Raw genomic sequence first — 14,709 nt, forward strand, 5'->3', positions numbered from 1 at the left:
GGCCTGTGACCTGCAACTCCATTATGGAGTACACAGATTCACAGGCCTAGTACATTTTCATTCATGGTGGTGGCCTCTAGGCCATGGTGGTTTGAGCCAGTAGCTTCCCGCGATCTGCTTGATGCCGGTCTGATTGGCAACAAGGGTGGGCGTTCTTCCGAACTCAAACTCCATCAGCTGGCCGCTCTTCGTTATTCCCAAGCCCGAATGGCCATTGCTTGAGATCGAGACAAGATCGCCTGGCGAACGAATCGTTTGATAACCGTAAAAGGAAGACCACAAGGTGCCGTCATCCATAAGCACCGTGTCTTTGCCGATAATGTCCGAAATCCTAGGGGCGCTTTCGGCGGCCGCTGGACGGTCGAACGTGTCGTTGGCCAGGCTGAGTCCCAATACCAATCCGACGGAAACAATCAGCTGAATCATCTTTTTCATTGTGTAACCTCTTTCTTAGTCGTTAAGTAATGCTTGCCGGCGATAGGATCAAGCGAATTTCTTCCTCTGGTATAATATATCAAAACGCATAAAGGAAATGATAGGAAAGTATAGCCGGATACAGACGGGATTGTTGCAAGGAAAATACTTGTCGCTGTCAAAGATAAAGACGCTCCCGGACGGAGCGTCTTTAATCGTGCGAAAGTTACGGATGAAGTTGAAAGCTTACAGCTGCCAGATTCGATACAGAATGACGGCGGCTTCCGCGCGGGTTAGCGCAGCGTGGGGCGCGATGTTGCCCTTCACAATGCCGGACCTGACTAGTGCTTCTGCGCTTTCTCTGGCGTATTCGGACAGACTGGTCATATCGGACGGATAGACTGCGGAAGCTGATCTTGCCGTGATCGGCTTGCCGGATGCCGCGAGCGCGCGTGCGGTCAGCACCATCATGTCCTGGCGGGAGAGCGTGCTATCGGGCTTGAAGGTGTGGTCTCCAAAGCCAGTGGCAATGCCTCGTTCCTTCGCGATAACCAGTTCGTCATAATAAGAAGCGGTTTTCGAAACATCGCTGAACATGCCTTCGTTTTTCCCCGTGCCTTGCAATTCTAGCGCTCTGACAAGGTGGGCGACGAAATCGGCTCTGGTAATCGCACCGGCGGGAGCGAAGCTGCTGGCGGAGATGCCCTTGATGATCTCGCGCGCGGCCATAGCCTCAATCGCTTGCTTTGCCCACGGCACATTCTGCAGGTCTCCGAAAGGCTGGACGACGAAAGCCACGGCATAGGTGCTGAAGTGAATCGTACGGAACACAACCGTTCGGGTCCCAGCATCATAGCGGCCGTTCGGAATCGGAGACACCTTTCCATCGTCGGCGATGTACCAAACGACGATCGAATCCGGGCGGCTCAGCTCCTCCGCTGTCGGCGAATAGGGGACTGAGATCGTGACAGGGGCCTTCGGGTTGTTCCAGGCGATTACGGAATCCCCGATAAGCACCTGCAGCTCCAGCACCGGCCGATTGCCGATGCGTTCCCTAGCGGCTGCATCTAGATGAGCTGTAGAAGCCTGCGCGATGCGGACGGTAACGTGCTCCCCGTTCGCAGTCACATTGGACAGCATGTTGCCGGGAAGATCGATCGTCGCATTTTCCGTTCTCAACGTGAGAATGAGGTTATCCTGGTCCTTCAGGCCTCGGACAGGCAATTGCATTTCATACGACTTCGCATCGGTCTGCTTCGGGATATCGACAACGATATGTTTTTTCTTGCCGTCGGCTGAAGGAGGAGCCAGCTCAAGCGCCTTCTTCAGGTTTTCTTCGGTGACCAGGCCGGTTATGCGGTTGTCTTTACTCTTCACCTCTGGTTTGATTACGACTGTACCGTCAAGGCTCTCAACCGTTCCGCTTGACGAGCCTCCGGCTCCGCCACCGCCGCCACCGCCGCCAGAGCCGGAAGATTTGCCGGTGAGAGTCAGCACGCCGTAAACGGAGGTGTCCATATAGCCGTTGCCGGTTGTATCGTTCCAGGCGGCAACGCTTTGACGGGCTCCGTCTTTGGCATCATTAATCTGAACGTCAAAGCCCAGCTTCCGGTTGTTGTCGGGAACTATCGACTTCAGTGGAATCTTCGCTTCGACCGTATAGTTCGTTCCCGACACTTGCACGGCCGATACGAAGCCGTCTGCGAGGCTAGGCGGGTTGAACGAGGTCTCGTTGTCGAAGTTGATTCTGAATTGTCCATCGTCCGCTTGGTAGAACGAGGTTTTCCCGTTGTTCTCGTCCAGGAAAATCTCGACGGAATCGTGCTCCCATACGTTTGCGCTCGATTTATCAAGCTGAGCGTCGCTAACCTGGATCAGAACATACAGGTTTTGATTGTCCCACAGCGCTTTCGCCACTCCGGTCGCCCCTTGCCAAGCCATCTGGTACCGATTGATCGGAATTTCTGCCGTCTGGCTCCAGACCGCATCGACGCTCCCGTCGATGACAGGGACAGCGTATTTGGCGGTAGCTTGATTCGCTTCCGACGAGTCGGGCTTGTGCTCCTCCATGAACGCATCCGGGTCGATCACGGCATAATAAGCCGGTTTGGCTTGCAGGTTCTTATCGAACAGCAACGGATTGTTGGAGGCTCTCCAGCTTGTATTGTCGTCCATTCCCCAGAAGGTCACGCGCGCGATATGAGCGGCTCGAGCTTTGAACAGATCGAACAGCTGCGCGTACAAGTAGCCTTGAGCGATGGCAAGCTTCTCGGAAAGCTGATAATTGCTTCCGGCCTGAATATCCAACTCGGTAATGCTGATCTCCACGCCCAGAGAGATGAACTTCTCGAGGGACAGGCGCACGTTTTCCGGATTCGTATTTACATTGTAGTGACCCTGCATGCCGACGCCGTCGACGAGAAGCTTCCCGGGATGTTCCAGCGCATAGCGGTCATTCATTTCCTTGACCATGCTGTAGATCGCCTGCGCTTTGTTCTGATTGTCCTCGTTATAGTCGTTGTAGTACAGCTTGATATCCCATTCGGGATGCGCGTCCAGCACTTCTCTGGCCGCCAGGAAGGCCTGCTCCACGTAGTCCGGTCCGATGGCGGCGTACCATGGGGATTGTCTCAGGGACGCTTCCCAATTCGTCGGATTGGGAGGATTGTCATTCATCGCTTCGTTGACGACGTCCCATGAAATCACCTTGCCGCCGAAATGCTCCATCACCGTGCTAATGTGGGTTCTTAAGTTATCTAGAGCTTCTTCTCTGTCTAGAGGGATCGTGTTCTCTTGAGCGTCCTTGGTCGTATTCATCCACGCGGGGGATTGCTGATGCCAGACCAGCACATGCCCGTGAACCTGCATGCCCTCGTCCCGTACCTTATCGACAAGGGCGTCTGCCGCTGTGAAGGTAAAATTGCCCTTCGTAGGCTGGAGCGCATCCGGCTTCATGGCGTTGCCTGCCGTAGCGACCTGATGGTGCATCTTCAGAAGCTCAAGCCGGACTCCGTCCACATCCTCGGCCGATATCGCGTTTCCGATCAGGAAGTCGTCCTGATAAGCGTCCTTTATCGGGAGGAGATCCTTCTGTATGACAACCGGTTCTGAGCTTGTTCTCTCAAAATGGATATCGTCGATATAGAAGGAGGCCGTGCTGTTGTTGGAGCTTTCGACATAGATCGTTAAGTATTCGCTGCTTACGTTGTTATAACGGTAGGTACCCTCGAATTGCACCCAGCCGTCGCTGGCGCTGATGGTTTTGGGGGCAAGCTGAACGTAGTTGGCGCTGCTTCCGTCGCCCACCTGTGTGGACAACTGAAGCTGGGCGCTAGCGGGCTCGATCAGCTTGACCCAAGCCGAAATGCGATATTCATGGCCCTTGTCGACATACCGCTCCACGCGCAAAGAAGGTCCATGCCACGTAGAGGTTCTGCCCTCTACCTTCAGCGAGTAGGAGCCGCCCTCGGTATGATTCGCCTCATCGGTTACGGTCAGGGTTTCCGTGCTCGCTCTCCCTGTAAAGCCGCCAGCGGTTTGATCCTCGAAGGTAATGGGGATAAAGTCCAGCGCCGGCGGTCGGGGTGTTTCGGGCTCCTCGTCCGACGTCGCCTCGGTAATCAGGACGTCTCCGATGTAGAACGGGACTGTTTTCCCGGCGTCGTTGGATTGAACGCGAAGGCTTGTATCCGTGCTCGTGTCCGCGGTAAATTCCTTGGTCAAGGTGACCGCATGACCGGCTTCGTAATTGACATTGGCCAGAAGCGCATAGCTGCTTACGGCCTGAAGATAAGCTTGCGCGTCGCTGGGCACGTCTACATCGTCATCCACATATACGGTTACGGTCGCCGTGTAGGTTTTCCCGGACTCCAGCCCGATGTCGGCGTATTTGAAATCGGCCGCGTCCCAGTTGTTCGCCCTGTTGCTGACATATAATGCCGCTCCATCGGCATTGCCGTCGAAGGCTTTGCCGGTGACCTGCGTGAGGCTGGCGCCTCCGGATTGAGCCGCAACCCCTTTGCCGCTTGCGAAGGTTTCGTGGTAGATCACTGTTACTTCCGGAGCTGCCGCTTCCGCAGCCGGAGCAAGCCAGCCTGACGGAATAAGCAAAGCCGCCGCAAGGAGAATCGAGACGGCTCTGTTGCGTTTGCTGTTCATGTATTTCATTCCCTTCCCCAGATAAATTTGCGCAATGGTAAAGCGCTTACATCATCTTGTGGTGTGCGCCTCCTTTCCTTCCCCTGATTATACGCGGGACGAAAATGGATTTTACTAGAAAAACTTAACAATAAACTGTAATTATCTTATGGTTTTCACAACAGTTTAGACCCCGTCGCGTCAGCATGCAGAATCAAGAAATCCGTTACAGGAATTTGGCCGATTCCCTATTGCGGTTTCGTAGTGGTAGAATAGGCTTCATGATAGCGCTTACGCATCGGGAGTGACTTCAGGATGATGAAAAAGTGGATGATCGGAGGCAGCGTCCGCTCGCAAATATTGATCTTGCTGCTGGTGTTCATTATTACGCCGACGACGATCATATCGGTATTTACGATAAACAAATTCTCGGAGATGATTGAGCGCAACGGAATGGATATGATGGAGACTGCGCTGGAGCATTCCAAGGAGAACATAATGAACTTCATGGACGGAGCCGCTGACGCCGCCTTGATGATCATGACGAATACCGCCATCATCGACCCTATTCTCAAGACGGACGCCCCAAGAAGCGTTCAACAGAATATAACGGCGGCCAATATGCTGGAAAAGCAGTTGTACGAGCTGAAAATCCACGGGGTTCGCGCGAAAGAGATCGCGATTATGAATGAGGCCGGGGACAAAACCTACGCCGGGTCCAACACCTTCCACACCCGTTTCGCGGCGGATGCCGATTGGTGGGAGGCTGTAGACAGGCTGGACGGCAAGCCTTATTGGGGGAGCTATGAGCACAACGGCAAATATGTCTTTGTCGCCCGCAAGGTTCAGCAATTCATCAAATCCGAGGATCGTTTCCGCACGTTGGGGGTTGTGCTGATCGGCTTCGCGGAGCGGGATTTCTCCTCGGTCAACTCCGCCGTCAACCTGGCGAACGGCGCGGAAATCTTGATTGGCGACGCGAACGGGCTGACGATATCCGGCACAGATCCGGTCGCAGTCGGCAAGCGGCTGTCCGGGAAGACGCTGCGGCTGCCGCTCGCGAAGGGCAGCTCGCAGCTCGATTTGTCCGGCGTCTACGAGCCGGGCGCGGGCACCCGACTGACCGTACACGATGTTATCCCCGGCAGCGATTGGAGCCTGATCGTCTCCTCGTCGTTTCAGGAATTGCTTGGGGAGCAGCGCAGCATCAAGAACATCATCGTGTTCTCGACCGGGCTGTGCGTCGTGGGGGCGTTCCTGCTGGCCGCGCTGCTGGCTCATCGCATGACGCTGCCGCTCAAGCGATTGTCCAAGGAGGTCAAGCAGCGCATTACGAACGGAGATTTTACGTTCTGGCCGCTCCAGGCGCCCGCAAGACAGGACGAAATCGCCGGGCTCGGGCAAGGCTTCTATCGGCTGGTAGCCGATCTGAACGAGACGAAAAACCGCATGCACCAGACGGAGCTCATGAAGCGGGAAGCGGAATTCGATGCCATGAGAAGCAAGATCAAGCCGCATTTTCTGTATAATGCGCTGGAATCCGTCAGAATGCTTGCGGTCGTTAACAAGGACCCCGATACGGCGGAAATGATCAAGGCGCTGGGCCATCTGTTCCGCTACATCATTACCGATCAGAAAAGCCATACGACGCTGGAGGACGAGCTGGCCTACTTGCAAAGCTATATTCAGCTTCAGAAGATCCGGTACGAGGACCGATTGGACGTGCGAATTGACGTCCCCGAGCCGCTATTGAACGTCGGCCTGCTGAAGCTTGTGCTGCAGCCGCTTGTGGAGAACGCGATCGAGCACGGCATTAACCTTAGAAGGGGCGCCAAGCGGATTAGGATCACCGCCTCGCAGACGGGCGAGGATGTGTTGATTCATATCTGGGATGAAGGGGCAGGCATTGCTCCCGAGCGCTTGGCGGAAATCAAGAGCAGTCTGGACGATCCGAGCACGGATAAGGACCATATCGGACTGATCAATGTTCACCGAAGACTGAGGTTTCATTTTGGCGAGCCCTACGGCTTGACGATCGACAGCGAGCGGGACAGCCATACGAGCGTATACGTTCGCATTCCATGCCGACGGCATAACGGACACTCATGACGCAATACCCACCAGGAGGAACAGCAGATGCATACCGTGCTTATCGTCGATGACGATGCGATGATCGTGAAGGGACTTGAGCAATTCGTCGATTGGCAGGACATGGGCTTCAGCATTGTCGGGACGGCGAGAGACGGCGAAGAGGGGCTTCAGGCGATCCGCGAGCTGCAGCCGGAGATCGTTCTGACGGACATCAAAATGCCGTATAAAGACGGGCTTTCGATGATCGAGGATTGCCTGAGCGACGGAATGGCTCCCCATTTTGTCGTGCTGACGGGCTTCAACGAATTCGAATACGCCAGACGGGCGCTCAAGAGCCGGGTGTCCGACTACCTGCTGAAGCCCGTAGAAGAACATAAGCTGATCGCGGTGCTGGACAGCATTCGCGAACAAATCAGGGAAAACAAGCGGCAGAAGGAGGATATCTCCGCGCTGGAGCGCAGGGCGCAGGAAAGCTATGTCCTGATTCAGGAGAAGCTGATCGCGGAGCTTCTGGACGGCAGTCTGCCGCTAGAGGCGATCAGCGCGGAGAAGCTTGCTCTCTACGATATTCGACTGTCGAGAAGCTGCTGCCAAGTCGTGCTGGTAGAGGGCGACAAAACGCTGCTGTCCGATCCTAAGTTGACGGAAATGATGACGACAGTCTTGGGGCGGCACGGCATGGACGCCAATCTCGCGCGAATAGGAGATGGCTTGACGCTCTTGCTTAACGGCGGAGAGGACGGCGAGCGATACCTCGGCGCAGCCCTGGAGGAGATTCGGACGAAGGCGTTGGAATGGCTCGGCTTGCCGCTGACCATGGGCGTGTCGAATTCCGGAACGGCGGATGAGCTTCCCGATCTGTATCTGCAAGCGAAGCTGGCCCTTCAGTACAAAATGTACACCGGCAGCGGAAGCCTGAATGCCTATCGCTCGCTTGCGCTTGAAGCCGAGCTCTTCCTGCACGATCCGCAGGAGCAGGCCCGCCGTCTGCTGGCGGCCGTGAGCGAGAACAACGAGGCTAGAATACACGCGGAGCTGGACGGCTTCTTCGACCAGATCCGGCGGCATGGCGGTCTTCCGCCGCAGTCGGTCTATCGCGTCTGCTCCGAGGTGCTTTACGAAATTCGCAAAGCCTTGAACGAAACCGGCCTGCCGGCCGACCGCTTCGTCGAAGAGCCTGCCGCGGCTATCGAGGGCATGGTCAGGCAAGGAACGCTCGATGAGCTTAGACAAGGGTTCGGCGTGATTTTCAGGCAAATTCGGGCACACTTGGATAGAAGCCCCGAGCACGCCGGGGGCGAGCAGATCGACAGCATTATTTTGTATATGAGAACCCACTATGCCGAACCGATCGACCTGGACATCATCTCCAGAACCTTCTATATCGATCCGAGCTATTTCTGCAAGGTGTTCAAGAAAAGCACGGGAGAAACCTACTTGCACTATCTGACGAAAATTCGCATCGACAAAGCCTGTCAGCTTCTGAGCAATCCGGCCAGCAAGGTCTACGAAATCGCCGGTCAAGTCGGCTATGAGGATCAGCGGTATTTCAGCCAGGTTTTTCGCAAGCATACCGGGATGACGCCGAGCGACTATCAGAAGCGCAGAACAAAAAATTAAACATCGACCACAAGATTGCCGCATTACCTTTTTCCCGCCGAAGCATTAACGTTGGAGTAAGCGATTTCAATCGTATCCGGGCCTTCATCGTTGGGTTCGGCAGGTTGCTCGCGAGCTCACAATCGGAAGGGGAACATACACACATGAAAGCGTCATCCAAATCGATTCTCACCCTGCTGGTCATCCTCGGCCTTGCCGCGACGCTGCTCAGCGGCTGCGGCGGCAACAAGAAATCCGATTCTTCGCCATCGAATGAAAGCGGAACCAACGGGGACCCCCAAATCTCGTTCAAAATCGCCTCCTGGGCCGGTCCGGGCAAAAAAGAAGGCTTGGAGCTGGCCATCGCCGAGTACAAAAAAATCAAACCGAACGTCAACATCACCTTCGAGGAGGTCGCGCAATCCAACGCGGACTTCGATGTGTGGATGGCCGCCCAGCTGGCGGGCAACCAAGAGCCGGAGGTCGTAATGGACTTCAGCTACGACAATCCGTATAACAAGTACAACGATAAAGGCTACAGCGTGCTGGAGATGGACCCTTACCTGGAGAAGGTCAGCCCGTATACGAACCAAAAGTGGGGCGAGAGCTTCCGCGAGGTTGATCTTAATCTTATGCGCTCTACGCAGAACGGCAAGCTGAACAATATCGCAACCTCCATGGTAACGCTGAAGATCGCGTACAACAAGGACATGTATGACCAACTGGGTCTTCAGGTTCCGAACACCTTTTCCGAGATGGTCGCCAATTTCGAGAAGATCCGTCAAGCCAAGATCGGCGCGGAGCCATTCTCCGGCTTCCTGAAGGTCACCTCCGCTTGGGACTGGTTCGCGAGATTCGCCGCGCAGCAGACGCAAGAGCAATATGTGCCGCAGATCGATACGCTGTTCAAGAACAATAAATACCAACAGAACGAGTATGTCAAAGCGGTCGATGAAGGCATTATCGACGTGAGCAAGCCAGAGGTTCGCGGCCTGTTCGAGCTGTTCAAGACGTTCACGAATTACTGGGCGCCGGGCGCCATCGCCATGACGATGACGGAAGCCAGAGACATGTGGCTGCAAGGCAAAGCCGTGCACACCTTCACGATCAACATCGATGCCAAGCCTTTCGCAAGCGACATGAAGCCTTCGTTTAATTGGGACACGTTCGAATTCCCGGTCATTACGAAGGATATTGCACCGACCTCCAACGAAGATCCTGCGGAGTTCGGCGATCTGGCGGACGCTTTCGTCGTCATGCCGTCCGCCGTCAAGAAGAACATTCAGGACGAGGTTATGGATTTCATCATGTTCTATACGTCGCCTGCCATCGCAACGCAATTGGCCGACATGAACTGGATTACGCCGACGGTTACCGGAGTCGAGCCCAACGTGAATCTGGAGCGCTATCTGCCGAAATACAGACCGCAAAACCAGATCGACCTGAACTCTCAAGCGATTCTCGGCAGCAACGCCAGACAATTCGTCCTTCAGCAAATTCAGCGCTATGTGCTGGATGACATTACAACGGATCAGCTGGTTGAGCTGGTGAACAAGAACATGAAGGACGAGACGGAGAAGGTTAAACAGGAGAAGGGCTGGTCCAAGGACAACGATTACGGCAACAAGTAATGGCAACCCGGGCCGGAAGCCCGATGCAGCCGACAGCGGAGCGCCGTTTCCGCTGTCGGCGTTGTCAACGGCGGGACGGCCCGGCTTTGCGGAAAGACGGGAGGGAACCAGCACGTGCACAATTACCGCGTCAGCCTGTTTCAATCAATCTATCGCTACAAGCATGCTTATCTCTTCTTGCTGCCGCTGATCGTTCTGCTCGGCGTGTTCAGCTATTATCCCATTGTCATGGCGCTGAAGATGTCATTCTATCAGTGGAAGGGCGGCAATGAGGCCATCTTTATCGGCTTTGACAACTTCGTTGCGCTGTTTAAGGACAAGACCTTCTATACGTCTCTGAAAAACGCGCTATGGTTCATACTGTTCGACTGTACGGTAGGCGTGCTGATGCCGCTGTTCATCGCCGAGCTGCTGTTCCATCTCAAGAGCGCAAGATTGCAATATGTATTTCGGACGCTGTTCGTAGCCACGATTACGGTTCCGTCCGTCATCATCATTCTCGTATGGGTATTTCTGTACAACCCGGTCGTAGGCGGAATGAATACGCTCGTCTCCCTGTTCGGGGTTTCTCCCCAGCTCTGGCTGGGCGGAACGGATACCGCGTTGTTCTCGGTGATTTTCTCAGGCTTTCCGTTCATCAATCCAATCTTCCTGCTCATCGTATTCGCGGCTCTGCAGTCGATTCCCAAATCGCTGATCGAAGCCTCCGTCATGGAAGGCTGCGGACCTTGGCGAAGAATTCTGTCGATCGACATCCCGATGATCATGGGACAGCTGAAGCTGATTTTCATCCTGGGCATTCTGCACGGGATGCAATCGTTTTATAAGCAGCTTATCATGACCAACGGAGGTCCGGGCGAGGAAACGCTGGTTCCCGGCCTGTACATGTTCCAATCCGGCTTCTCGCACAACGATTTCGGCTATGCCTCCACGATCGGGTTCGTGATGCTCATCCTGATGCTGGCGCTGACGATCGTTTCCAACAAGCTGATTAAATCCGGCAACGACTAGCGGTAAGGAGGTTGCTTCACAGATGACAGCAAGCGCAAATAAGAAGGTTTCGTATGTATTGATCGGTCTGCTGGTCCTGTTTATATTGTTCAGCTTTTTTCCGTTATTGATTATGGTGCTGACTTCCTTGAAATCGAACAGGGAAGTGAGCTTGGGCGTATTTAATTTTCCTTCCACGATCCAATGGGAGAATTACAGCCGGGCGTTCGACACCGTCGTTCCGTTCGCCTGGAACTCCATCATCATTGCCGTATGCGCCGTCGCCGGGGTGCTGGTCACTTCCGCACTGGCGGCATATGCGTTCGCGAGATACAAGTTTCCCGGACGCGAAATTCTCTATTATCTGATCATTGCGTTGATGATGGTTCCGGCCGTGCTGGTGCTGATCCCGATGTTCAAGCTTGTCGTTGCGCTGGATATGCTGAACTCTTACGCGGTGGTCATTCTCCCGCAGATCGCCAGCGGCTGCATTATTGCCGTCTTCCTGCTGAGAAGCTTCTTCGCCGGGCTGCCGGAGGATCTGTTCGAGAGCTTCCGCATGGACGGAGCGAAGGAGCTCCGCATACTGAGGAGTCTCGTGCTTCCGCTGTCCAAGCCGATTCTGGGAACGATTGCGGTCTTGAATTTTCATTCTTCCTGGAACGATTACATCTGGCCGCTCGTTACTATTAATGATAAGGCGTTGAAGCCGATCGTCACCGGAATTATGTCGTTCTCGAACGAATACGCTACGGATCACGGCCCGATGATGGCTGCCTATGTGCTTGCCTCGGTTCCGCTGATGCTGGTCATCAGCTTTGCCATGAAATATTTCGTGGACGGCTTGACCAGCGGCGCCGTCAAAGCCTAAAATCAGGGTGACTTTGAAGCGAGGCGGCAGTCCGTGCCCGTGCAGAGTTAGGAGGAAAGCGGTCTTATGGCTTCGAAAATACGTTTTGCCCTCATCGGCTGCGGCGCGGTCGCCTCGGCTCACGCAAAAGCGATCTCCGCTCTGCCGCAGGCGGAGCTGGTGGCGGTCGCGGGCAAGTCTGCCGAACGGCTGACGGCCTTCGCTAGAGCCTGGGGCCTGGACGCGTATTCCGATTACGCGGAGATGCTGCAGAGGACGGATATTGATGCGGTTAGCATCTGTACGCCGAGCGGGCAGCACGGGGAGATCGCGATCCGTGTCGCGGAAGCCGGCAAGCATGCGCTGGTCGAGAAGCCGATCGAGGTTCTGCTGGCCAAGGCCGAGGAGATGATCGGCGCCTTCCGCAGCCGGCGACTTAAATTAGGCGTTATATCGCAGCACCGGTTCGATCCCGACGTCGTGCGCCTCAAGGGAATGCTTGAGGCGGGCGTGCTGGGACGTCCGGTGCTTGCGTCCGCTTCCGTGCACTGGTATCGGAACCAGGCTTATTACGACAGCGGGCAATGGCGCGGTACCTGGGCGGGCGACGGGGGCGGAGTTCTGATCAATCAAGGGATCCATACGGTTGATCTGCTGCAGCATCTGATGGGACCTGTGGAGGAGATAACCGCCCATGCCGCAACGATGACCCATCGGATGGAGACGGAGGATACGGCGACGGCCGTACTGAAATTCGCCGGCGGCGCCCTGGGCACGTTCTCTTGCACGACGTCTGCCTACCCCGGCTATGCCAGCCGACTTGAAATTATCGGTACGGCAGGCTCGGCGGTGCTGGAGGGCGAAGCGCTTACCCAGCTCTATCTGAACAACGGCGACGGAGCGGCTCCGGTTAATGAAGCGAATAGCATCGGCGCGAGCCTGACAGAAAAGGGCGCTGTGCGAGGAGGTAATCCGGCTGCCGGAATGGGCGGGGATGCCTTCACCGAGCAATACCGAGACTTCGTGAAAGCGATTTCTGAGGATGTCGAGCCTTCCGTGAACGGGGAGGCGGGAAGGTCGGCGCTGGCCTTCGTGCTCGCCGCCTATCGGTCGGCCGCAGCAGGATGCAAGGTGAAAGTAAGCGACAGGCTGGACACTTAAAGGAGAGATGACAGATGAAGCAAGCTGATCGCCAGCCGCGATTAGGCATTCAAGGGCCAACGGTGTCTTGGCTGGACCCGTGGGCGGAGGAGCCGTCCTCCCGAGTTATGCGCACAGGCACGGGAAGCATCGTGCCGGCGCAGGACCCGACGCCCCGGCCGCATGAATTTATAGATGCGATCCAGGAACTGGGGGCGGACTTCTATGTTCATCATGTCCTTCCGGATCTATCGGGACATACCGAGCTGTTCCGCGATGCCGTTACCCGAGGCCTGGATGTGTGCCTGGGCAACGAATACGGGAATATCAACGGCCCGCATGAGGAAGGCACCAGCCGGTTCGATGTGCCGGATGCCGCCGTGCTGGAGGCGGCCGCAAGCGGTCGTCTGATCGGACTGCTCTACGACGAGCCCGAGCATCTGCAGATCAACGCCTCGCAATATCGCAAGGACGGCTTCTATCCGCACTGGGGAGTGACGGACGGATTGACGCTAGCGCAAAGCGAGCGTACCATGACTGACACGGTGACGGCCAGATCGGCGCATGTCCGTCAGTTGCTGGAGAGGAACGGACTGAACGCCGACGGAGCCCCGCTTGTTTCCGAGCATGTGTTTCCCGTCCTATTCCACGCGCACGCGCGCGGCGGCATGGATCTGTGCCCGAAAATCATGAAGGAATCGTTCCAGCCTTTGCAGCTGTCGACGGCATTGGGGGCGGCCAAGCAGTACGGACGCAGGTTATGGATCTGCGCCGATTTGTGGGGACCCGATGCAGGGTCCTGGTTTACCCGCACGTCCGGCTTTCCGGGCCATTCTCCCGAGGAATATGCCTCCGCGCTCAGGATGGGGTACTGGATGGGGCCCTCGCATTTGTTTGCCGAGAACGTCGATGTTCTTCTGCAATATGGGCAAGGACGCTTCCGCAAAACGGAGTTCGGCGAGGTGTGGGAGGAATTCGCTCGTCAATACGTGCCGTCCAACCCGTTGCCGTGGGGACATCTGGACGCGGAGGCTGATATTGCGTTCATTCATGCCGACGACAGCAACTACGGGCAGAATGAACGGCTGTACGGGAATCGGGAGCTGACCGCAGGAGAAGAAGGCTTGAGCGTGTTTCATGTCTGGCATCTGCTCAGCCATGGCCGCATTCCGGCGCATGGCAGCTGTCTGCACATTCCGGGGTATACGTTCCCCCGTCATAAGCTGAAGGCGGATTACCCGCCGGAAGCGTTCCCTCTGCCATCCGGAGTCTCCCTGCCGGAGGAGGAGCGGGTTCACCCGCTGTTCCAGCCGATGAACAATGTGCTGGTGTATGACGAGAAGGTTCAGGCGGAGCGGCTCGGGCAGCCGAAGCTGATCGTCGTTGCAGGTACGCGTTTATCCGACGATACGCTGTTGGCGGTACGCAATTGCGCTGAGAACGGCGCAACGGTCGTGATCGCCTCGTGGCTTGTACCGGAGGCATGGAAGAGCAGCGGCAGGATCGGAACGGGCTTCTGGCTGGCTACGGAGCATTTTCTTGCCGATGGCGGCGTAAAGGAAACGCTGCAGCTCTTCATCGGAAACGGCGATTGCTGGAGACAGCGCTTCGGGAACGGCGAGGTGCGGATGTATCCTCGCGATTCCGCCGGCTTTACGCTGGATTTTGAGATTGTAAAATAATTCGGGAGATATCCCTCGACTCTTTTTTGCCGAAATCCCCTTCGCTCAGGAAGCCAGCTTGCCAGCCTGCCGGTTTGCAACAAATGCGGTTCTGAGTGGAGGGGATATTGGCGTAAACAGAGTTAGCGCTTAAGGGTACTCTCACGTCAGCGGGTCCATCTCTTGTTGTTTATAA

The 14,709-nt window shown here is 55.8% G+C and carries 9 protein-coding genes; 7 read left to right on the top strand and 2 right to left on the bottom strand.

Features of this window, described 5'->3' with window-relative positions; all coding sequences use genetic code 11:
* Nucleotides 1-57 precede the first annotated feature (57 nt).
* Both ACFO1S_RS12985 and ACFO1S_RS12990 read right to left on the bottom strand, forming a co-directional pair.
* Nucleotides 58-435 (bottom strand): hypothetical protein, encoded by a 378-nt coding sequence (locus ACFO1S_RS12985; protein ID WP_204604924.1) that lies wholly within the window; start codon nucleotides 433-435, stop codon nucleotides 58-60.
* A 225-nt stretch (nucleotides 436-660) separates the two neighbouring features.
* Nucleotides 661-4,572 carry an endo-1,4-beta-xylanase gene (locus ACFO1S_RS12990; protein WP_204604923.1) on the bottom strand — a complete coding sequence of 1,304 codons (3,912 nt, stop codon included), beginning with the start codon at nucleotides 4,570-4,572 and terminating at the stop codon, nucleotides 661-663.
* Nucleotides 4,573-4,866: 294 nt separating this feature from the next.
* Here ACFO1S_RS12990 and ACFO1S_RS12995 point away from each other — a divergent pair, with 294 nt between their 5' ends.
* The 7 genes from ACFO1S_RS12995 to ACFO1S_RS13025 all read left to right on the top strand — a co-directional run bounded on the left by ACFO1S_RS12995 (nucleotide 4,867) and on the right by ACFO1S_RS13025 (nucleotide 14,534).
* Nucleotides 4,867-6,660, top strand: a complete 1,794-nt coding sequence (locus ACFO1S_RS12995; protein WP_204604922.1) for a sensor histidine kinase — start codon at nucleotides 4,867-4,869, stop codon at nucleotides 6,658-6,660.
* A 27-nt stretch (nucleotides 6,661-6,687) separates the two neighbouring features.
* The gene (locus ACFO1S_RS13000) at nucleotides 6,688-8,262 is read left to right on the top strand and encodes a helix-turn-helix domain-containing protein (RefSeq protein WP_204604921.1); all 1,575 of its coding nucleotides are present in this window, start codon (nucleotides 6,688-6,690) and stop codon (nucleotides 8,260-8,262) included.
* 143 nt (nucleotides 8,263-8,405) lie between these two features.
* Nucleotides 8,406-9,872 (top strand): ABC transporter substrate-binding protein, encoded by a 1,467-nt coding sequence (locus tag ACFO1S_RS13005; protein ID WP_378126910.1) that lies wholly within the window; start codon nucleotides 8,406-8,408, stop codon nucleotides 9,870-9,872.
* 114 nt (nucleotides 9,873-9,986) lie between these two features.
* Nucleotides 9,987-10,883 carry a carbohydrate ABC transporter permease gene (locus ACFO1S_RS13010; protein WP_204604919.1) on the top strand — a complete coding sequence of 299 codons (897 nt, stop codon included), beginning with the start codon at nucleotides 9,987-9,989 and terminating at the stop codon, nucleotides 10,881-10,883.
* 22 nt (nucleotides 10,884-10,905) lie between these two features.
* Nucleotides 10,906-11,733 carry a carbohydrate ABC transporter permease gene (locus ACFO1S_RS13015; RefSeq protein ID WP_204604918.1) on the top strand — a complete coding sequence of 276 codons (828 nt, stop codon included), beginning with the start codon at nucleotides 10,906-10,908 and terminating at the stop codon, nucleotides 11,731-11,733.
* Nucleotides 11,734-11,799: 66 nt separating this feature from the next.
* Complete coding sequence (locus ACFO1S_RS13020) at nucleotides 11,800-12,873, top strand: Gfo/Idh/MocA family protein (RefSeq protein WP_204604917.1); 1,074 nt, start codon at nucleotides 11,800-11,802, stop codon at nucleotides 12,871-12,873.
* 14 nt (nucleotides 12,874-12,887) lie between these two features.
* Nucleotides 12,888-14,534, top strand: coding sequence for a hypothetical protein (locus ACFO1S_RS13025; RefSeq protein WP_204604916.1), 1,647 nt, complete (start codon nucleotides 12,888-12,890; stop codon nucleotides 14,532-14,534).
* The last annotated feature ends 175 nt before the right edge of the window (nucleotides 14,535-14,709 follow it).

Source organism: Cohnella boryungensis (genome assembly GCF_042651945.1).
Lineage (GTDB): Bacteria > Bacillota > Bacilli > Paenibacillales > Paenibacillaceae > Cohnella > Cohnella boryungensis.

Excerpts from the sequence above, each read along its gene's own strand:
- ACFO1S_RS12990 (WP_204604923.1), bottom strand. The coding sequence starts at position 4,572 with ATGAACAGCAAACGCAACAGAGCCGTCTCGATTCTCCTTGCGGCGGCT.
- ACFO1S_RS13005 (WP_378126910.1), top strand. The coding sequence starts at position 8,406 with ATGAAAGCGTCATCCAAATCGATTCTCACCCTGCTGGTCATCCTCGGC.
- ACFO1S_RS12995 (WP_204604922.1), top strand. The coding sequence starts at position 4,867 with ATGATGAAAAAGTGGATGATCGGAGGCAGCGTCCGCTCGCAAATATTG.
- ACFO1S_RS13025 (WP_204604916.1), top strand. The coding sequence starts at position 12,888 with ATGAAGCAAGCTGATCGCCAGCCGCGATTAGGCATTCAAGGGCCAACG.
- ACFO1S_RS13015 (WP_204604918.1), top strand. The coding sequence starts at position 10,906 with ATGACAGCAAGCGCAAATAAGAAGGTTTCGTATGTATTGATCGGTCTG.
- ACFO1S_RS13000 (WP_204604921.1), top strand. The coding sequence starts at position 6,688 with ATGCATACCGTGCTTATCGTCGATGACGATGCGATGATCGTGAAGGGA.
- ACFO1S_RS12985 (WP_204604924.1), bottom strand. The coding sequence starts at position 435 with ATGAAAAAGATGATTCAGCTGATTGTTTCCGTCGGATTGGTATTGGGA.
- ACFO1S_RS13020 (WP_204604917.1), top strand. The coding sequence starts at position 11,800 with ATGGCTTCGAAAATACGTTTTGCCCTCATCGGCTGCGGCGCGGTCGCC.